General features: G+C 64.9%; 15 protein-coding genes. 7 read left to right on the forward strand and 8 right to left on the reverse strand.

Annotated features, from left to right (window positions below):
- The coding region (locus EOA23_RS19140; RefSeq protein WP_127305287.1) for a LysR substrate-binding domain-containing protein at positions 1 to 713 on the forward strand (713 nt) is incomplete at its 5' end.
- Here EOA23_RS19140 and EOA23_RS19145 read toward each other — a convergent pair.
- From EOA23_RS19145 to argH, 6 genes are all read right to left on the reverse strand, one after another.
- On the reverse strand, positions 710 to 1,312 hold the full coding sequence (locus EOA23_RS19145; protein ID WP_127305288.1) for a DsbA family protein: 603 nt from the start codon (positions 1,310 to 1,312) through the stop codon (positions 710 to 712). The two genes, EOA23_RS19140 and EOA23_RS19145, sit on opposite strands and share 4 nt — an antisense overlap.
- 72 nt (positions 1,313 to 1,384) lie before the next feature.
- On the reverse strand, positions 1,385 to 3,973 hold the full coding sequence (locus tag EOA23_RS19150; protein ID WP_127305289.1) for a TIGR02302 family protein: 2,589 nt from the start codon (positions 3,971 to 3,973) through the stop codon (positions 1,385 to 1,387).
- A 114-nt stretch (positions 3,974 to 4,087) separates the two neighbouring features.
- Entirely contained in the window at positions 4,088 to 5,029 is a 942-nt protein-coding gene (locus EOA23_RS19155; protein ID WP_127305290.1) for a threonine/serine dehydratase, read from the reverse strand.
- Between the two features lie 29 nt (positions 5,030 to 5,058).
- Positions 5,059 to 6,327, reverse strand: coding sequence for a diaminopimelate decarboxylase (gene lysA, locus EOA23_RS19160; RefSeq protein WP_127305291.1), 1,269 nt, complete (start codon positions 6,325 to 6,327; stop codon positions 5,059 to 5,061).
- A 54-nt stretch (positions 6,328 to 6,381) separates the two neighbouring features.
- The gene (locus EOA23_RS19165) at positions 6,382 to 6,588 is read right to left on the reverse strand and encodes a lipoprotein (protein WP_127305292.1); all 207 of its coding nucleotides are present in this window, start codon (positions 6,586 to 6,588) and stop codon (positions 6,382 to 6,384) included.
- Positions 6,589 to 6,773: 185 nt separating this feature from the next.
- Complete coding sequence (gene argH, locus EOA23_RS19170) at positions 6,774 to 8,174, reverse strand: argininosuccinate lyase (protein WP_127305293.1); 1,401 nt, start codon at positions 8,172 to 8,174, stop codon at positions 6,774 to 6,776.
- 33 nt (positions 8,175 to 8,207) lie between these two features.
- On the opposite strand from argH, the gene EOA23_RS19175 reads away from it, so the two are divergent.
- Positions 8,208 to 8,888, forward strand: a complete 681-nt coding sequence (locus tag EOA23_RS19175; protein ID WP_127305294.1) for a TlpA disulfide reductase family protein — start codon at positions 8,208 to 8,210, stop codon at positions 8,886 to 8,888.
- A 66-nt stretch (positions 8,889 to 8,954) separates the two neighbouring features.
- Here the strand turns inward: EOA23_RS19175 and EOA23_RS19180 are convergent, their stop codons facing one another.
- Both EOA23_RS19180 and EOA23_RS19185 read right to left on the reverse strand, forming a co-directional pair.
- Positions 8,955 to 11,429, reverse strand: coding sequence for an EAL domain-containing protein (locus EOA23_RS19180; protein ID WP_127305295.1), 2,475 nt, complete (start codon positions 11,427 to 11,429; stop codon positions 8,955 to 8,957).
- 179 nt (positions 11,430 to 11,608) lie between these two features.
- Entirely contained in the window at positions 11,609 to 12,649 is a 1,041-nt protein-coding gene (locus EOA23_RS19185; RefSeq protein ID WP_127305296.1) for an endonuclease/exonuclease/phosphatase family protein, read from the reverse strand.
- Positions 12,650 to 12,990: 341 nt separating this feature from the next.
- Here EOA23_RS19185 and EOA23_RS19190 point away from each other — a divergent pair, with 341 nt between their 5' ends.
- The 5 genes from EOA23_RS19190 (at position 12,991) to EOA23_RS19210 (ending at position 18,221) form a co-directional block, all read left to right on the forward strand.
- A complete protein-coding gene (locus EOA23_RS19190) occupies positions 12,991 to 14,343 on the forward strand; it encodes an extracellular solute-binding protein (protein WP_127305297.1) in 1,353 nt (450 codons plus the stop codon).
- 106 nt (positions 14,344 to 14,449) lie between these two features.
- Positions 14,450 to 15,334: an ABC transporter permease subunit gene (locus EOA23_RS19195; protein ID WP_127305298.1), complete on the forward strand. Its 885-nt coding sequence runs from the start codon at positions 14,450 to 14,452 to the stop codon at positions 15,332 to 15,334.
- A gap of 8 nt (positions 15,335 to 15,342) precedes the next feature.
- Complete coding sequence (locus EOA23_RS19200) at positions 15,343 to 16,257, forward strand: ABC transporter permease subunit (RefSeq protein WP_127305299.1); 915 nt, start codon at positions 15,343 to 15,345, stop codon at positions 16,255 to 16,257.
- A 12-nt stretch (positions 16,258 to 16,269) separates the two neighbouring features.
- On the forward strand, positions 16,270 to 17,376 hold the full coding sequence (gene ugpC / locus EOA23_RS19205; RefSeq protein WP_127305300.1) for a sn-glycerol-3-phosphate ABC transporter ATP-binding protein UgpC: 1,107 nt from the start codon (positions 16,270 to 16,272) through the stop codon (positions 17,374 to 17,376).
- Positions 17,377 to 17,423: 47 nt separating this feature from the next.
- On the forward strand, positions 17,424 to 18,221 hold the full coding sequence (locus EOA23_RS19210; protein WP_127305301.1) for a phosphodiesterase: 798 nt from the start codon (positions 17,424 to 17,426) through the stop codon (positions 18,219 to 18,221).
- The last annotated feature ends 51 nt before the right edge of the window (positions 18,222 to 18,272 follow it).

Below are 18,272 nucleotides of genomic sequence, written 5' to 3' on the forward strand. Positions count from 1 at the left end.
GCGTGGCGCTGACGCGCCGCGGCGGCGAGTTGATCGCCAATGCGCGCCGGATCGTCTCGCTGCTGGACGAGACGGCGGCCTCGCTGGTGGCGCCACCGCTCGGCGGACTGGTGCGCATCGGCATCCCGGCCGAATATGGCCGCTCGATCCTGTCGCGGGCGCTGGGCGAATTCGCCAAGCGCCATCCGCGCGTCGAGGTCACGGTGCGCTACGCGCATTCGGATTCGCAGGTGAGGGCGCTCGCGGCCGGCGAGCTCGATCTCGCCGTGGTGTTCGAATGGGAGGGCTCTTCCGGCGGCGAGGTGCTGATGCACGACCCGACGGTCTGGGTGACATCGACGCTGCACCGCATGCATGAGGAACGGCCGGTGCCGATCGCGCTTTACAGCCGCAACGGCTGGTGCCGCGACTTCGCGATCAAGTCGCTGCAGCAGCGCGGCCTCGACTACCGCGTCGCTTACACCAGCGATACCAATGGCGGCCTGACGCTCGCGGTGACTTCCGGTCTGGCGATCGCGCCCATCTCGCGCAGCAACATTCCGCCTGATTGCCGGGAACTGACGGCCGCCGACGGCTTCGGCGACATCGATTCGTCAAACGTAGTCCTGCATCGCAATCCGCTCGCGACCGGCGAGGCTATCGAGGGCATGGAAAACGCGATCCGCGACGCCTTCATGCTGACAAGGCAGGCGGGCGCGGCGGCCGGGCTTTAATCCGGCGGGCCGCTTTCGATCTGCCGGTGCCAGCGCATGGCGTCGTCCAGGCGATCGTCGCCCCAGAACAATTCGCCGTCGACCACGAAATTCGGCGAGCCGAAAATGCCGAGCGACTTGGCCTGTTCCGTCGCGGCGGCGAGATCAGCCTTGGCGGCGTCGCTGTCGGCCTGCCGCAGCACCGGCTCCGGTTTCTGCCCCGCCTTCTCGATGCTTGCCGAGATGTTCGGCTCGCTGCCGGCCGGCTCGCCCATCTCGAACCAGCGCCGGTAGCTCTCGCGGGCATAGGCCTCGCACCAGCCTTCGCGCGCGGCGATGACGGCGACACCGTTGGCGCGTTCCAGTTCGGCGAGCGGATATGGCGCCGGCAGCTTCGGCACCATCCTGTGCATCGCCGCGCGGCGCTCGATGTCCCGCCACATATAGGCGGCCTTCACCGGCTTTTTGGCAAAGGGGACATTGTCCATCTCGATCATGATCGAGCGCACATTGAAGGGCCGCCAGCGGAACTCGATGCCGGTCCGGGCCTGGACCTCCGCCAGTCGCATCACCGAAAGGTAGGTATAAGTGCTGCCGATGGAAAACCAGAAGTCGATCATCGCCCTGTCCTCCGGGGCATGACGGTATCGGTTCCGATTTTATGGGGCAATCTGGCAACGCCGATCGGCGGGCTATTTCAGCTCCAGGAGCCGTTCGAGATAGCTGCGCTCGATGTCGGGGCTGAGCGCATTGCCGAGCCGCTTGCGGATCGCGTCGAGGATCTGGCGGGCGCGCTGGACGTCGATCTCGTCGGGAACCTTGACCGAAGTGCCGTCATCCGGGCCATTGGTGGCGCGGGGCCGTCCCAGCGGGTCACGGTCGGCATTCTGCTGGCGCCCGCCCTGCTCGCTGCCCCCCTGGTCACCCTGCATGGCCTGCATCTGCTTCATCATGTCCTTGGCGCCGCGGCGCAGCGCTTCCAGCGCGCGGCCCTGGTGGCCTACGGCCTGGTCGCCGTCGCCCTGGCCGAGCGATTGCTCGGCATTGCCCATCGACTTGCCGGCCTCGCCGAAGCCCTCATTGGGCTCCATGCCCATGCCTTCGAGCCCTTTCTTCAGCTGGTTGAGCTCGCTCTGCAGCTGGCCTTGGCCTTCCTGCAACTGCTTCAATGCATCGGCGAAATCCTTCGGCGACATTTTCGGCCGTGCCAGCGGATCGCGGTCTTGGCCGGGACCCGGCCGCTGCTGGTCATTGGGCTGGCCCTGTTCGCCATCCTCGCCAAGCTGCTGCTGCTCGCCGCCTTCGCCACGCTGGCCGCGCTGCATCTGGTCCAGGCGGAAGGTGTCGTTCATCATCTCCTGCTGGCGACGCATGATGTCGCCGAGCTTGTCCATCTGCTGACGCAGCTCGCTGTCCTGCTCGCCGCCCTGCTGCTGGCGGCCGGCCTGCAGATTGTTCATCATGTCCTGCAGCTCGGAGAGAAGCTGCTGCGCCTTGTCGCGATCGCCGGATTTGGCCAGGTTCTCGATCTGATCCATCATGCGGTCGATGTCGCTCTGGCGCAGCTCGCGGCCGTTCTGCTGCATCTGCGGCGCGTTCGGGTTCTGCTGCGCGCGCTGGGCGAATTCCTGCAGGAACTGGTTCATCGCCTCGCGCAGTTCCTTCATCGCCTTCTCGATCTCCTGATCGCTGGCGCCATTCTTGATGGCGTCCTGCAACGCCTGCTGCGCCTGGCGCAGCCGCCGCTCGGCGGCCGAGAGATTGCCTTCCTCGATGCCGAGCGCGATCTCCCAGAGATAGGAGACGACGTTGCGCAACTGGTCGTCGTTCTCGGAAAGCTTCAGCCGGCTCCTGGCGCTCGTGATGGCCAGATAGTTCGACATGTTGTCGAACGTATCCTCGGGCCGCAGCGTGATCGCATCCATCAGGTCGAGAACGCGCGGCTTGGCGTTGGTATCCAGCGCCAGCAGCCGGCGCTGCTCGATCACCGCGCGGGCCAACGGGCTGGCGAAGGGCCGCTCAGGCATCACGAGCGTCTTGGTTTCGCTGGTCGCGGTGTGGCCGGCATCGTCGGTGACGCTCAGCGTCAGCTTGATGCCGCTGCCGGCCCAGACATGCTCGGTCAGGTCCTTGGTCGTCTTGGCGGCGTTCGTCTTGCCGCCGCGGCGCGGCAGGGTCAGCGGCAGGTCCGGCGGGCCGTAGAGCGGATGCGCATTGGCGGCCGGCGGATCCGACAGCCCGAAAACGGCCTTGGCCGAGGCTGCGCCGTAATCGTCATCGATCTCGTAGTTCAGCTCCATGGAGCCGTTGACGGCGCGCTTCGGCTCGCCGACGAAGCGGATCGCCGGCGGCTTGTCGGGAATGACGGCAAAGGCCCAGTGGCCGAGATCGCTTTCGGCGGATTTGAGCGTCAGCGTGCCGTTCGAATCCAGCTTGCCGGAGAACTGGCGCACTTTGGGCGCGGCCTGGCTGGCGGGCGCGGGGCCTTTGGGCGCCGCGGGCTCGATGGCGCGCGCATTGCCGCCCTGATCGGCGTAGCTTAGCGTTTCCTCGCCGGAACCACCGGTGACGCGCAGCGAAACGTCGCTGCCTTGCGGCACCGAGAAGGTCTGGACTGCCTGGTTGGCGTCGGCTGTCAGGAACAGCGGCGCCTTGCCGGTATAGGCGGGCGGCGTCACCCAGGCGTCGATGCGCGGCGGCACGGTATCGCGCGCGGCGCGGGCAACGAAGCCGTCGCTGACCCTGCCGCCGAAGGGCCCAAAGGAGAAGGCCAAAGCGGTGACGAACAGCAACCCCGCGACGGCGCGCAGGCCCCAGCGGTCGTAGTCCGGCACGCGGCTGCGCGGCCGGTCGGCGCCGAGGCTCGACAGCCGCTCGGCCATCCGCTTCTGATGCTCGCGCCACAACGCCTGCGAGAAGATACTCTCGGCGCCGCTGGGACGATCGGTCTGCACCTGCACCGGGCTGTGCAGCAACTGGTTCGCCGCCTCGATACGCCTGTCGATCTCGGCGGTAGAGGGCATGCGAAAGAAACGCAGCGGATAGAGCGCCGCGACCCCGGATAGGGCGAACAGGACCAGAAGGCCGATGCGCGCGGCGTCGGGCAGACGCGGGAACAGGCCGAACCAGGAAAAGCTGAGAAACAGACTGATGACGATCAACAGCGGCAGCACGAGCGGCCAGCCGCGCTCGAAGACCATCGAGGCCCGCGTCGCCAACCGGCTGAGCGCCAGGCGCAAGGCCAGGGCGCGTTCGCCGCTGGAAATGGGTCGTTCCGTCATCGGCCCTTCCTGCCCGGGCACAACAGCCCGGACGTCATCACCAGAAGGATACCAACAAACACGGCAAAGGCGAGGCGGGTTCCAAAAACGTGAAGCGGTTTTGCCGGGTTATGATCAGAAATTGCCGGGATTCGTGTTGGAACCGCAGACCAGGACCGCCACGCGCTCGCCCTCCGTCGGCACATAGCGCCCGGAAAGCATGGCGGCGAAGGCCGCGGCGCCACCCGGCTCGGCGATGATTCGCACCCGCTCCCACAGCGCCTTCTGCGCAGCGACGATGTCGTCGTCGCTGACCAGGATAGAGCGCTCGACGAAGGCTTCGGCGATCGGAAACATCATCTCGCCGACGCGCTTCGGCGCCAGCGAATCGGCGGCAATGCCTTCGGCCGGGGCATCGACCGGCTCTCCGGCCTCCAAAGCGCGATAAAGCGTCGGCGCGCCCTCGGGCTCGATGGCGATGATGCGGATGCGACCCGCGAACCAGGCGGCTATGCCGCCGATCAGGCCGCCGCCGCCAACGGCAACCAGCAGCGTGTCGATCTCGGGCAGATCGGCCTCGATCTCCAGGCCGAGCGTGCCCTGGCCGAGCAGCGTTTCCTCCTGGTTGAAGGCGTGGATCTGCAGGGCGCCGGTCCGCGCCGCGAAGTCCTCGCTGGCGGCCAGCGCCTCGGCATAGCGGGCCCCGCCGACGACCAGATCCGCGCCGTAGCTACGGATGCGCGCGAGCTTGGCCGAGGGGCTGACCTCGGGCACGAAGATCGTGGCCTTGCGCCCGAGCTTCATGGCGGCGTAAGCGACGGCCGCACCGTGGTTGCCGCCGGATGCGGCCACCACGCCGGCCTCGGGCACCTGGCGTTCGAGCAGGTTGGCGAAGGCGCCGCGCGCCTTGAAGGAACCGGAATGCTGCAGGCTTTCGAGCTTCAGGTCGACCGGAAAGGCCGGACGGCCGAAATCCGCCATGTCGACGCGCATGACCGGGGTATGGCGGATATAGGGGCGGATGCGCGGCTCCACGGCGGCGATGCGCTCGCGCGTGATCGTCTTTTTCTCCAGCATGGCTTGCTCCTTAAGGCGTCACCGCTCGGCTACTTCAGCCAGTCGGGAACCGAATCGAGCCCGATCAGGTCCTCATAGGTCTGGCGCGGCCGCACGACATGGAAGCGGTCGCCGTCGACCAGAACCTCCGGCACCAGAAGCCTGGTGTTGTAGGTGCCTGCCTGCACCGCGCCATAGGCGCCGGCGGTCGAAACGGCGATCAGGTCGCCGGCCTTCAGCCTCGGCAGGTCGCGGTCGTGGCCTAGGAAGTCGCCGGTTTCGCAGACCGGGCCGACGACGTCGACCTTCATGCGCGGCGTGGACGCCGGCGGCTGCACCACAGGCCGGATGTCGTGGAAGGCGTCATAGAGCGTCGGCCGGATCAGGTCGTTCATCGCGGCGTCGACGATGAGGAAGTTCCTGGCGTCGCCTTCCTTCACATAGATCACCTCGGACACCAGGATGCCGGCATTGCCGACGATCAGGCGGCCTGGCTCGAACATCACCTTGAGACCGAGCCTGGTGACATGCTTCCTGACAATCTCGGCATAAGCGTCGGGCAAAGGCGGCGGGCTGTTGTCGACGCGGTAGGGAATGCCGAGGCCGCCGCCGAGATCGACATGCTCGATCGCATGTCCGTCGGCGCGCAGCGCGCCGACCAGCTCGACCAGCAGCGCGAAGGCGTCGTCGAATGGCTGCAACTCGGTGATCTGGCTGCCGATATGGGTGTCGATGCCAGTCACCTTGATGCCGGGCAATTCGGCTGCGCGGGCATAGACCTGCCGCGCGCGCTGCCACGGGATGCCGAACTTGTTCTCGGCCTTGCCGGTCGATATCTTCTTGTGCGTCCTGGCATCGACATCCGGATTGATGCGCAGCGAGATGGGCGCCACCTTGCCGAGCGCCACCGCGCGCGCCGACAGCAGTTCGAGTTCAGGCTCGGATTCGACGTTGAAGCACAGAATGCCGGCGGAGAGCGCGAAGTCCATCTCGCGCGCGGTCTTGCCGACGCCGGAAAACAGGATCTTGCTGGCCGGGATGCTGGCGGCCAGGGCGCGGCGCAGTTCGCCTTCCGAGACCACGTCGGCGCCCGCACCTTGCCTGGCCAGCGTCCTCAGCACGGCCTGGTTGGAGTTCGCCTTCATGGCGTAGCAGACCAGCGCGTCGAGGCCGGCAAAGGCTTGGCTGAAAACGCGGAAATGCCTGGTCAGCGTCGCTGTCGAATAGCAGTAGAAGGCCGTGCCGACCTCGGCTGCTATATCGGGAATGGCGACATCCTCGGCATGGAGCACGCCGTCGCGGTAGTCGAAATGGTTCACGAGGGTTGGTCCCGGAAAGTTGGAGCATGGTGAGATCGAGCGATCCCGTTGGCTCTAGAGCAGGGGATCGAGGATGAACTTCCTGTCCTTGACCGGTTTCTCCGGCTCGGGCGGCACCGGCTGCTTGGCTTTTTCCGCATCCTTGCGCGCCTGTACAGCCGCCTCGTAGGGCGTGTCGAGGCCGGTCTTCCTGCCGCAGGCCGTGACGGTGACAACCGCCGCCAGCAGCGCCAGCCTCACCAAAATCCTGCTACGGGTCATCGATCCATCCGTTTGAAACTGTTTCCTGTGCCGCCGCTTTTAGCCGAGTTTTCGGCGCTTTGCATCCGGGCAATTGTTTGATGAATGTCGTTGTCCCAGAACCGCTACACACTTCTGGGCGACATGCATTTGTTTTGATGCATGTCGTTATCCCAGAACCGCTATGCACTTCCGGGCGACAGGCATTAAGCCTTGGCGAGCCGCTTTTTCCAGTAGCGGATCTGCTTGCGCACTTCGGACGGCGCGGTGCCGCCGAAGCTCACCCGGCTCTTCACCGAATTCTGCACGGCAAGCACCGAGAAGATGTCGCCGGTGATGCCGGGATGGATCGAGCGCAGGTCCTCCAGCGAGAGCCTCTCCAGGCCGACCTTCTTCTCATCGGCGAGCGCCACGGCGCGGCCGGTGACATGATGTGCCTCGCGGAAGGGCAGGCCGAGATTGCGCACCAACCAGTCGGCGAGGTCGGTTGCGGTGGCGTGACCGGCGCCGGCGGCCTTCTTCATGGCGGCGGCGTTGACGGTCATGTCGCGCACCATGCCGGTGGTCGCCGCCAGCATCAGGTCGAGCGTCTCGGCGGCGTCAAAGACCGCTTCCTTGTCCTCCTGCATGTCCTTGCCATAGGTCAGCGGCATGCCCTTCATCACGGTCAGCAGGCCGATGAGATGGCCGTTGACGCGGCCGGTCTTGCCGCGCACCAGCTCGGCGGCGTCCGGGTTCTTCTTCTGCGGCATGATCGAGGAGCCGGTGGAGAAGGAATCCGACAGGCGGATGAAGCCGAATTGCGGCGTCGACCAGATGATGATCTCTTCGGCGAGCCTGGACAAATGCGTCGCGCAGATCGCGGCGAGGCTCAGGAATTCGAGCGCGAAATCGCGGTCCGAGACGCTGTCCAGCGAATTGCGCGTCGGCTCGCGGAAACCGAGCGCCTTCGCCGTCATATGGCGGTCGATGGAAAAGCTGGTGCCGGCAAGGGCCGCCGCGCCCAGCGGGCTTTCATCCATGCGCTCGATGGCGTCGCGGACGCGCGAGAGGTCGCGGCCGAACATCTCGACATAGGCCATGCAGTGGTGGCCGAAGGTCACCGGCTGCGCGGCCTGCATATGGGTGAAGCCGGGCATGACGGTCGCCGCATGCTCCTCGGCGCGTTCGAGGAATGCGGCGATCAAGTCCTTCAATGCCCCGGCGACGCGCTGGCATTCCTGCTTGACCCAGAGCCTCAGATCGACCGCCACCTGGTCGTTGCGCGAGCGGGCGGTGTGCAGACGTCCGGCCGCAGGGCCGATCAGGTCGGCAAGGCGGGCCTCGACATTCATGTGGATGTCTTCGAGCCTGGTCGAGAATTCGAAGGTGCCGGCCTCGATCTCTTTCAGGATCGTGTTCAGCCCGTGAGCGATTTTTTCTTGATCGGCCGCCGAAATAATGCCCGTTTCAGCCAACATCTCGCTATGGGCGATCGATCCGCTTATGTCCTGCGCATAGAGCTTGCGGTCGAAGCCGATCGACGCGTTGATCGCTTCCATGATCGCGGCCGGACCCGAGGCAAAACGTCCGCCCCACATCTGGTTGCTGGCCTTCTTGTCGCTCATCGCTATAACCCGTGCTCCGGAGCAGTTTTGAAAATGGCAGACGGCAGTAGATTCTTCCCGGCCCCGCGCCTCATCCTAGCCGCTTTGGTGGCGGGCGTGCTGGCCGGCGCGGTCGCGGTATATGTCAGCGAGAGCGGTTCTGGCAACAATGCTCCCGAGAAGGTCGCCTCGGCCGCCGCCAAGAACGACGCCGCCTGCGCGGCCAAGGCAACCCGGGCCAAGACCATCGCGGCGAAAGCCGTCGGCCAGGTCGCGGCGCTGCAGCCGGCCGATCCGCCGCAATCGCTGAAAAGCCTCGCCTTCAACGGGCCAGACGGCAAGCCGATGACGATCGCCGACCATGCCGGCAAGACGGTGCTGCTCAATCTGTGGGCGACATGGTGCGCGCCGTGCCGGGCCGAGATGCCGGCGCTCGATGCGCTGCAGAAGGAGAAGGGCAGCAAGGACTTCGAGGTCGTCGCGGTCAATGTCGATACGGGCGACGATACCAAGCCGAAGAAGTTCCTCAAGGAGATCGGCGTCGAGACGCTCGGCTTCTACCGGGACCCGACGATCGCGCTGTTCAACGAGGCGAAGACGCGCGGCCTGGCGCTCGGGCTTCCGGTCACCATGCTGATCGACGCGGACGGCTGCCTGATCGCGCATATGAACGGGCCGGCCGAATGGTCGAGCCCGGACGCCAAGCGCCTGGTGGAAGCGGCGCTCGCGCCGTGATCGTGTGATCTTTTGTGTTGACGCAATTCCGGACGGAAAACCGCTACGCACTTTTCCTGGAATTGCTTAGACTGAACGCGCGGCCGCTGCCGGCTGCAGCATCAGGATGCTGCCGCCCCGGATATTTTCGACCTTGGCGGTTGCCGCGTCTTCCTTGACGCCGTCATCGGCCGCCGGAACACCCGTGAGCTCGCTGAACGCCTCGATCGGGCCGGGCCTGCCCAGAAAATATCCCTGACCGATGTCGCAATCCTCGGCATCGAGGAAGCGCAATTCGTCGAGCGTCTCGACGCCTTCGGCCAGGACCGGCAGGCCGAGGCCGCGCCCCAGGCCGAGCACGGCGCGCACGATGGTCGCGACCTGACCGTTGCGGTCGACCTGCTTGATGAAGGACCCGTCGATCTTGATCTTGTCGAAGGGGAAGGCGCGCAGGTTGGACAGCGAGGAATAGCCGGTGCCGAAATCATCCATCGCCACGCGTACGCCCAGCGCCTTGATCTGACGCAAGGTGGCCAGCGCGCGCGGCATGTCCTTCACCAACGCCGTCTCGGTGATTTCGAGCTCGAGCCGGCCCGCCGCCAGGCCGGTGCGAAGCAGCACCTCATGCACCTTGCGGCTGAAATCGGGATTGTGAAGCTGCACCGCCGAGACGTTGACAGCGACCGTCAGCGGGTTCTTCCACGTCGCGGCCTCCTCGCAGGCGGTCGACAGCACCCACTCGCCGATCTGGGCAATCGAACCGCTATCCTCGGCCACCGGGATGAACACCGAAGGCGGAACCTCGCCGCGGTCGGGATGCTGCCAGCGCAGCAGGGCTTCGAAGCCGATCATCCTGCCGCTGCTGATTTCCTTCTGCGGCTGGTAGACGAGCCGGAATTCGCCGCGCGCCACTGCCTGGCGCAGATCCTGCTCCAGGCTGCGCCGGTCGCGCGCCTCGGCACCCATGGAGGCCTCGAAATAGCGGAAGGTGTCCTTGCCTTCGGCCTTGGCGCGATAAAGCGCGGTGTCGGCATGGCTGACCAGCGCCGCCTGTTCGTCGGCATCGAGCGGATAAAGCGCGATGCCGATGCTGGCCGACACCATGCCGCCGGGCGACAACCGGTTTTCCTGGCGCAGCGCCGAAAGCACCGCCTCGGCTATGCGGCCCGCCGCCTGCGGGTCAGGAAGGTTGGGGGCGATGATGGCGAATTCGTCGCCGCCAAGCCGGGCCAGCATCTGGCCGTGGCGCAGCACGCTGGAGGCGCAGTGAGCCACCTTTTGCAGCACGGCGTCGCCAGCGGCGTGGCCGAAGAGGTCGTTCACTTCCTTGAACCGGTCGAGGTCGAGCAGCATGAGCGCCAGCTGGCTACCTTTGCCACTGCTTTTGCCATCTGGCGCGGACGCGGCGATCTCGGCTTCCAGGCGGCTGGTGAAGCTACGGCGGTTGGCAAGGCCGGTGAGCGGGTCGTAATTCGCAAGCCGCATGATCTCCTGTTCGGCCTTCCTGCGTTCGCGTATGTCGCGCACGGCCACGACCAGATGCGGCTTGCCGCAATAATCGATTCTCCTGGCGATCAGCTCCACCGGTATCCGGCTGTCGTCCTGACCGCGGAGGTCGGCTTCCTGCGCCTGTCCGTTGCCGGTGGCAACGGCCGACGCAACCCGTTCGCCGAACAGCTCGCCCAGCCTCATCGTGTTCAGCGTGCCGGCGGCGATGCCGCTCAGCGCCACGATGCTGTCATTGGCGCTGACGATGCGGTTGCCGTCGCAGACGATGAGGCCTTCGACGGCAGCATTGGCGAGGCCGTGCATGCGCTCCGCCTCGATCCTGTGACGGCGGAAGCGCAGATCGATCCACAGCGCGGTGGCCGCCAGCACCAGGATGACGAGGCTTGCCGTCGCGGCTGCGAAAGCCTGCGACATCGGAGCGATCGTGAATTTCGAGATCTCGATCGAGGAATCCGGATAGATCGAGACGGCGGCCATGGCGATGAAATGCAGCGTGCAGATCGCCAGCGTCAGCAGGACGGCACCGGCGATTGTCGCCAGGGTCGACGGGCGACGCAGCACGATAAACAGCGAAAGCGCGGCAAGTGATATACCCGAGACCAGCGATGCCGCGACCAGCAGCTGGTTCCAGACGATCCGACCCTCGACCTCGAAAGCCGCCATGCCGGTATAGTGCATCGCCGCGATGCCGATGCCGAGCACGGCGCCACCGACGAGATAGTGGTCGATGCCGCTGCGCGCGGTTGCGATCCATATCCCAGCGGCCGTCAGAAGAACGGAAACCGCCAGCGAAGCGACAGAAAGCTCGGCGTTGTAGGCGTTGGGTATTCCCGGCGTGAAGGCGATCATGGCGATGAAATGCGTCGCCCAGATGCCGAAGCCGGTGGAAGCGGCGGCAATCAGCAGCCAGGCATAACGGTTCCGGCTGGTCGATTGCACGACATGGCGGAGCAGATTGACAGCGGTGAAACAAGAAATTCCACAAATCAGCGCGGCCAGTGCGACCAGTCTCAGATCGTGCTCGTTCACGATACAATTATAGACGGTCAACATCTTGCTTCACCTGATCTTCCCGCATCAATCAAGGCAACGGAATTTATTAGGGCCCAGCAGCTGAAGAATCGGTTATGTCGTCAGCAACCATTGCGTGCGTCCCAGGTTGTATCTGTCAGGGAGGCCATGCCTGGAATCATTGGGCCGAGCCAGCGGGAATTGGTCGATCCTGAAGGCCGTCACTTCACCCGCACCGTGACCACCAGCGCCTCATGGTCGGCGCTCGGGCTGCCGTCCGGCAGCACCGCCGGCAGCGTCGCCGGCGCGCTTGCCGAAAGGCCGCGGGTGAAGAACCAGTCAATATGGCCGGCGGGCGTCAAGTCGCCGGCCGCGCGCCGCTGCGTCGGCTTGTCGAAGGCGTTGGCGTCGCGCCAGTCGTAGCAACGCTCGGCCATGATCGCGAAGAGGGGCTCGTGGCGGTCCGGGCACATCAGCCGGTCCGGTTCGGCGGCGATGCGCTTTCGCCACGCGGCCGGGTCGTCATTGCGTTCCGGATAGGTGGCCGTCAGCGTGTTGAAGTCGCCGCCGATGAGAACCGACGCTTCCTCGTCATATCTGTCGATGGCGTCGAGCAGGTGGCGCGTCTGGTCGGCCCGGCCGCCAGGCGTGGTGCGGTTCTCGAGATGCACGGAAACGACGGTCACACGGCGGTCGCCGACCATCACCTGGCCTCCGAGCGCCATGCGGCCGCCGATGCGCGGCTGGCCGTGCTCCGGCAGGAACCAGGCGCCGGCGGCGTCGAAGCGAACGAGAAAAGGCCGCAGCAGCGGAACGGCGCTGGTTATGGCGTTGCCGTGGAAGCCCTCCGCATTCTCGGCGCCGCCATTTGCCGCCTGTTCCACCTCATTGCCGGTGCCGAGTTCGAGGAACTCGACGCCATAGGCGTAGGAATGGCCCAGGCGATCGGCAAGCCGGCTCAAAAGATGGCCATTGCCGGAGCGCGCCATGCCCTTGTCGACCTCGGACAGCAGCACGACGTGTGGCGCCTTGCCGGCGATCGTTTCGGCGATGGCATCGACGTGGCGCAGCCGCTCGACATTCCAGGCCATGACGGTAAGGCTCTCGCCGGCGCTTTCACGCGAAGCCTTGCCGCCGATCTCGATCTCGCCGAGGGCGGGAACGGCGGCGGCGTGGCGCAGATGAGTGGCGCTGTCGCGCGGCCCATCCCGCATCGCGTTGCGGACGGCGACCGGCACGTGCGTGAGCTGCGAAACCAGCATGTCTCTTCTCATCCAGTTAGCCGGTTAATCAAAGAGGTCTTTTCGCCGCCTGGCGGCGCCCTAGCTTCCTGGATCAGGATGACGTTTCGTTGAATCGCCATCCTGATCCAATTCTTTGTTGGAGCATGATCTTGTCCGAAAACCGGTTCCCACTTTTCGGGATCATGCTCTAGAGCGCCGATGTGACGTTTTCATGCCGGCGCTGCCGCTGCCAGGGGAGGAGAGACTGGCTGTCCTCAGGGGCTTCGGGCCCACAACAGAACTGTCACATACCTTCTCTATGAGAGCGGGCAAGGACTTGCGCAAAACCCTTGTCACACTGCCACTCAAGAGGGAAAACCATGACGATCATCAAGCGGGGCTTCGCTGCCCTTGCCGCCGGCGCGCTCAGCACCGCGTTTGCGGTTCCTGCTATTGCCGAGCCGGTCAAATTCGATTTCTGGTTCGGTCTTTCGGGCGATCTCGCCCGCGTCGTCGACACGCTGTGCAAGAACTTCAACGCTTCGCAGAAGGATTACGAGGTCGTCTGCACCAGCCAGGGCAACTACGACGCCACGCTGCAGAACACGATCGCCGCCTTCCGTGCCGGCAAGCAGCCCACCGTCGTCCAGGTCTATGACGTCGGCACCGCCACGATGATGCTGTCGGGCGCCTACAAGCCAGCCGACAAGCTGATGGAGGAGAACGGCTACAAGATCGACTACAACGACTATTTCCCCGGCATCGCCCGCTATTACGCGACGTCGAAGGGCGAGATGCTGTCCTTCCCGTTCAACTCGTCGACGGCGCTTATGTACTGGAACAAGGACGCCTTCGCCAAGATCGGCAAGACCGAGGCGCCGAAGACCTGGGAAGATGTCGGCGCCGATCTCAAGGCGCTGAAGGACGCCGGCTATGATTGTCCGATGGCGATCAACATCTCGGCCAACGAAAGCTGGCAGCTGATGGAGCAGTTCTCGGCTATCCACAACCAGCCGATCGCCACCAAGAACAACGGCTATGACGGCCTCGACGCGCGTCTGGAAGTCAACAAGACCAAGTTCGTCCAGTACGTCACCGACCTCAAGAAGTGGTATGACGCGGGTCTCATCAAGATCAAATCCAAGGACCTCGGCCAGGATATGGTGCAGGCCTTCGCCACCGGCACCTGCCAGCTCATCCTGACCTCGGTCGGCGACCACGGCACGGTCGGCCGCACCCAGAAGGAAGGCATGAGCTGGGATGTCGCCGAGCTGCCGGTCTATGCCGGCACCGAGCGCAAGAACTCGCTGGTCGGCGGCGCCTCGCTGTGGGTGCTGTCCGGCAAGTCGGACGCCGAATACAAGGGCGCGGCCGCCTTTCTCAACTTCATCCACGACCCCAAGACCGCTTTGTTCTGGTCGACCAACACCGGCTACATTCCGGTGACGAAATCGGGCTTCGATTTCATGAAATCCAACGGCTTCTACGACAAGGCGCCCTATAAGGGCCGCGAGGTGGCCATCGCCAGCCTGACCGCGTCGGAGCCGACCGAGATCACCCGCGGCATCCGCCTCGGCAACTTCACCCAGATCCGCGCCGAGTTCGGCACGCAGATGCAGGCGATCTTCGCCAACAAGGTCAGCGTGCAGGAAGGCCTCGACGCGCTGGTCAAGAATGGCGACGCGATCCTCGAGCGCTTCCAGCAGACCTATCCGGGTAAGACCCTGCCCTGATCCCGGATAGCGCAATGGCCGCCCGTCGAGATTCGACGGGCGGCCATTTCATAATCTAGTTTGTCCGCGAAGGCGGGCTGATGGGTTCCACTGCATCGGCGGATCGATGGAAAAACGCGTCACTTTCGGCAGATGGACGATCGGCATCCTGTTCGCGGTGCCGCAGCTCCTCCTGATCTTCACCTTCTTCTATTGGCCTGCCGGCCAGGCGGTCTACTGGTCGCTGACGCTGCAGCAGCCCTGGGGTGGCGGCAACATCTGGGTCGGGCTCGACAATTTCCGCTCGATCCTGGCCAATGCCGACTACTGGAATTCCATCACCGCCAGCATGATCTTCGCCGGCATCAGCACGGGCCTGGCGATGGTCATCGCGTTGGTGCTCGCCGCCCTGACCGACCGGCAGCTTGCCGGCTCGTGGCTCTACCGCGTGGTGCTGATCTGGCCTTACGGCATCGCCGCGCCGGCGCTGGCGCTGGCATTTCGTTTCATCTTGGCGCCGGAGGCCGGCTTCATGGCCGTCGTCAACAAGGTCTGGCCCGGCTTCTGGGACCCCGGCCTCGACGGCGCCGACGCGATGGCATCCGTCATCATCGCCTTTTCCTGGAAGTATGTCGGCTACAACTTCATCTTCTTCCTCGCTGCCTTGCAGGCGATCCCGCGTTCGCTGATCGAGGCGGCGGCGATGGACGGCTCCGGCGTCATCCGGCGGTTCTGGGACATCCAGTTCCCGCTGATCACGCCGACGATCTTCTTCCTGCTGGTCATCAACATCACCGAGAGTTTCCAGGATTCCTTCGGCATCGTCGACATCATGACTGCCGGCGGGCCGGCCAACGCCACCAATCTGATGGTCTACAAGATCTATTCCGACGGCTTCAAAGGCCTGGATTACTCCGGCGCGGCCGCGCAGAGCATCATCCTGATGCTCTTGATCATCGCGCTCACCATCGTCCAGTTCCGCTTCATCGAGCGGCGCGTGCATTATCGTTGAGGCGGGCCATGGTCGAGCGCACTCCGATCCTCAATTTCTTCACGCATCTGATCCTGTTCGCCGGCTTCGTCTTCTGTGTGGCGCCGTTCGTCATCGTGGCGATCGCCGCCTCGCACAATCTGAAGGACGTCAACGACGTGCCGATGTCGCTGCTGCCGGGCAGCGACTTCTGGGTCAACATGAAGACGGCATGGGCGACGGCCGATCTCGGCCCGAAGCTGCTCAATTCCTTCATCATGGCGTTTGGGGTTGCCGCCGGCAAAGTGATCATCTCGGCGCTCACCGCCTTCTCGATCGTCTATTTCCGCTATCCCGGCCGCATGCTGATCTTCTGGCTGATCTTCATCACGCTGATGCTGCCGCTCGAAGTGCGCATCGTGCCGACCTATGCGGTGGTCGCCAACGTGCTCGAGCCCTATCAGACGATCATGGACCTGACAGGGCTGTCCTGGCTGATCGAGAAGATATCGGGGGTTCAAGTCCAGCTCAGCCTGGGGCTGCTCAATTCCTATAGCGGCCTGATCCTGCCGCTGATTGCGACCGCCACCGGCACTTTCCTCTACCGCCAGTTCTTCCTGACCGTGCCGGACGAGTTGACCGAGGCGGCGCGCATGGACGGCGCCGGCGCGCTGCGCTTCTTCGTGGATATCCTTCTGCCGCTGTCGCGCAACAACATGGCGGCGCTCGGCACCATCATGTTCCTGTGGGCCTGGAACCAGTATCTGTGGCCGCTGCTCATCACCACGGACCAGTCGCATGCGATGGCGGTGACCGAGCTGAAGCAGCTCATTCCCAATGTCGGCGGCGCGCCGGAATGGCATATCGCCATGGCTGGCACGCTGATCATCATGCTGCCGCCTATGATCGTCGTGGTGCTGATGCAGCGCTGGTTCGTGCGCGGCCTGATCGCCACCGAAAAATAGGAAGACGATAAAATGGCCTCCATCACCATCCGCGGCGTCAAGAAGAACTATGCCAAGACGCAGGTCGTGCACGGCGTCGACCTCGACTTCGCCTCGGGCGAATTCGTCGTCATTCTCGGGCCGTCGGGCTGCGGCAAGTCCACGCTGCTCAGGATGATCGCCGGGCTGGAAGAGATTTCCGACGGCACGATCGCCATCGACGGCACGATCGTCAACAAGCTCGAGCCGCGCGAGCGCGGCTGCGCCATGGTGTTCCAGAATTACGCCCTCTACCCGCATATGAGCGTGGCGCAGAACATCGGCTATTCGTTGAAGGTGGCAGGCGTTCCGTTGCCCGAACGGACCCAGCGCATCCAGGCGGTGGCGCGCGTCCTGGAACTGGAACACCTGCTTGACCGCAAGCCGATGGCGCTGTCCGGCGGCCAGCGCCAGCGCGTTGCCATGGGCCGCGCCATGATCCGCGAGCCGAAGGTGTTCCTCTTCGACGAGCCGCTCTCCAACCTCGACGCCAAGCTGCGCGTGCAGATGCGTTCGGAAATCCGCAAGCTGCACCGGCGGCTCAATGCCACCTCCGTCTTCGTCACGCATGATCAGGTCGAAGCGATGACGCTGGCCGACCGGCTGGTGGTAATGAATGGCGGCCGCGTCGAGCAGGTCGGCACGCCGGCGGAAGTTTATGGCCGGCCGGCAAGCCGCTTCGTCGCCACCTTCGTCGGCGCGCCGGCGATGAACATGCTCGAAGGCACGGTGACGATCGACGGGCTGTCGCTGCTTGGCGGCAGCCGCAAGCTCAGCGTGTCGCGCACGGGCCTTGCCGTGGGCTCGAAGGTCGCGGTCGGCGTCCGGCCGGAAGCGGTGCGTATGGTGGCGCCGGGGACGCCCGGAGCGCTCGCGGCGACGGTCGACCTCATCGAGGAATTGGGCGCCGGCCGTGTCATCTATGTCGATCTCGACGGCGCGCCGTTCTCCGTCGTGACGTCTGAGGCGGTCCACCCCGAACCGGGCAGCACGATCGGCCTGCAGTTCGCCGAATCGGACCTGCACTTCTTCTCCTCGGAGACAGGCGGTAGGCTGGAGGTGTTCAAGGCTTCTGTGCCGGAGCCGGCGCTACAAGGGTGATCCCTTTCCGTCGGTTTTTGCGAACATTTTGATTGAGGGTTCAGGGCATGAAGATCATCCAGGTTACCGACGTCCATCTCGGCCGTCTGCGCGAGATACGATATGGCGCGAACCTGAATGAGCGGCTCGATCGTTGCATCGACCATATCAATCACCGCCACAGCGATGCGGCGCTCTGCATCTTCACCGGCGACCTGACCGACGACGGCGAGGCCGACAGCTATGCCGACCTGAAGGCGGCGCTGAGCCGGCTCACCTTGCCTTACCGGCTGCTGCCTGGAAACCATGACCGGCGCGCCAACCTGATCGCCGCCTTTCCGGAAAACGGGACCGACGGCAACGGTTTCGTGCAGTCGGTTTTCGACACGCCGGAAGGGCGGCTCATCTTCCTCGACAGCCTGGCGGAAGGCCGCGTCACCGGCGAGTTGTGCGACGACCGGCTCGGCTGGCTCGATGCCAGGCTCGCCGAGGCGGCGGGCAAGGCGGCCTATGTCTTCCTGCACCATCCGCCGGTCGAGCTCGGGCTTACGCTGCTCGACCCGCTCGGGCTCGAGCAGCCGCAGCGGCTCATCGACGTGCTGACGCGCCACGGCAATGTCCGTTACATCTTCTTCGGCCATGTCCACCGCGACATAGCCGGCACCGTCGCAGGCATTCCGTTCTCGGTGCAACGCGGCCTGCATGCCCGCTTCATGCTCGACGTGGTCGGCGACGAGATGGTCGAGCGGGCGCCGCCCGCCTATTCGATCATCCTGATCGACGGGCAGCGCGTCGTCATCCACAGCCACGACTTTCTCGAGCAATGGCCGCTCTGGTCGCCGGCGACGGGACAGCGGGTGCGGTAGATCACCCGAGCAGCAGTGTGGGCGTTCCCTGTCCTTCGACCAGCTTTACCG

Origin of the sequence: Mesorhizobium sp. M2A.F.Ca.ET.042.01.1.1, assembly GCF_003997405.1 — a bacterium.
Classification (GTDB): domain Bacteria; phylum Pseudomonadota; class Alphaproteobacteria; order Rhizobiales; family Rhizobiaceae; genus Mesorhizobium.

What these genes read in the sequence shown, in the direction of transcription:
- EOA23_RS19145 (WP_127305288.1), bottom strand. Translation starts at nt 1,312, where the DNA reads ATGATCGACTTCTGGTTTTCCATCGGCAGCACTTATACCTACCTTTCG.
- EOA23_RS19150 (WP_127305289.1), bottom strand. Translation starts at nt 3,973, where the DNA reads ATGACGGAACGACCCATTTCCAGCGGCGAACGCGCCCTGGCCTTGCGC.
- EOA23_RS19155 (WP_127305290.1), bottom strand. Translation starts at nt 5,029, where the DNA reads ATGCTGGAGAAAAAGACGATCACGCGCGAGCGCATCGCCGCCGTGGAG.
- EOA23_RS19165 (WP_127305292.1), bottom strand. Translation starts at nt 6,588, where the DNA reads ATGACCCGTAGCAGGATTTTGGTGAGGCTGGCGCTGCTGGCGGCGGTT.
- argH (WP_127305293.1), bottom strand. Translation starts at nt 8,174, where the DNA reads ATGAGCGACAAGAAGGCCAGCAACCAGATGTGGGGCGGACGTTTTGCC.
- EOA23_RS19175 (WP_127305294.1), top strand. Translation starts at nt 8,208, where the DNA reads ATGGCAGACGGCAGTAGATTCTTCCCGGCCCCGCGCCTCATCCTAGCC.
- EOA23_RS19180 (WP_127305295.1), bottom strand. Translation starts at nt 11,429, where the DNA reads ATGTTGACCGTCTATAATTGTATCGTGAACGAGCACGATCTGAGACTG.
- EOA23_RS19185 (WP_127305296.1), bottom strand. Translation starts at nt 12,649, where the DNA reads ATGCTGGTTTCGCAGCTCACGCACGTGCCGGTCGCCGTCCGCAACGCG.
- EOA23_RS19190 (WP_127305297.1), top strand. Translation starts at nt 12,991, where the DNA reads ATGACGATCATCAAGCGGGGCTTCGCTGCCCTTGCCGCCGGCGCGCTC.
- EOA23_RS19195 (WP_127305298.1), top strand. Translation starts at nt 14,450, where the DNA reads ATGGAAAAACGCGTCACTTTCGGCAGATGGACGATCGGCATCCTGTTC.
- EOA23_RS19200 (WP_127305299.1), top strand. Translation starts at nt 15,343, where the DNA reads ATGGTCGAGCGCACTCCGATCCTCAATTTCTTCACGCATCTGATCCTG.
- ugpC (WP_127305300.1), top strand. Translation starts at nt 16,270, where the DNA reads ATGGCCTCCATCACCATCCGCGGCGTCAAGAAGAACTATGCCAAGACG.
- EOA23_RS19210 (WP_127305301.1), top strand. Translation starts at nt 17,424, where the DNA reads ATGAAGATCATCCAGGTTACCGACGTCCATCTCGGCCGTCTGCGCGAG.